Annotated in this window: 1 protein-coding gene; it reads left to right on the top strand. The window is 72.2% G+C overall.

Features of this window, described 5'->3' with window-relative positions; all coding sequences use genetic code 11:
* Window positions 1-601, top strand: a 601-nt coding sequence (locus CRT60_RS00025) for a condensation domain-containing protein (protein WP_193548394.1), incomplete at both ends; no start/stop codon positions are given.

The raw sequence follows: 601 nt of genomic DNA, 5'->3' as shown, positions 1-601 counted from the left end.
CCTCGGCCGGCGGGCTGACGCCGTCGGACGTTCCGCTGGCCGGCCTGACGCAGCGGCAGCTGGACGCGCTGCCGCTGCCGGCGCGCGAACTGGAGGACCTCTACCCGCTGACGCCGATGCAGCAGGGCATGCTGTTCCATGCGCTCTACGAGCCGGGTGGCGACGCCTACATCAACCAGATGCGGGTGGATGTGGACGGGCTGGACGTGGCGCGCTTCCATGCGGCCTGGCAGGGGGCGGTCGATGCGCATGACAGCCTGCGGGCGGGCTTCCTGTGGGACGGCCTGGAGCAGCCGTTGCAGGCGATCCGGCGCAAGGTTGCGGTGCCGCTGCGGCTGGAGGACTGGCGCGGCGAGGCGGAACAGGCGGCACGGCTGGACGGGCTCGCTGCGGCGGAGCGGCAGGCCGGCTTCGACCTTGCGGCACCGCCTCTGCTGCGGCTGGCGGTGGTGCGCACGGGTGGGGAACGCCATCATGTGATCCTGACCAGCCACCACATCCTGCTGGACGGCTGGAGCAGCTCGCAGCTTCTGGGCGAAGTGCTGCAACGCTATGCCGGCGTCGTGCCGGCGGCGGACGGCGGCCGCTTCCGCGACCATGT

Origin of the sequence: Azospirillum palustre, assembly GCF_002573965.1 — a bacterium.
GTDB lineage: Bacteria > Pseudomonadota > Alphaproteobacteria > Azospirillales > Azospirillaceae > Azospirillum > Azospirillum palustre.
The sequence above is the reverse complement of the archived record's forward strand: the minus strand, read 5'-3'. Positions and strand labels throughout refer to the sequence as shown.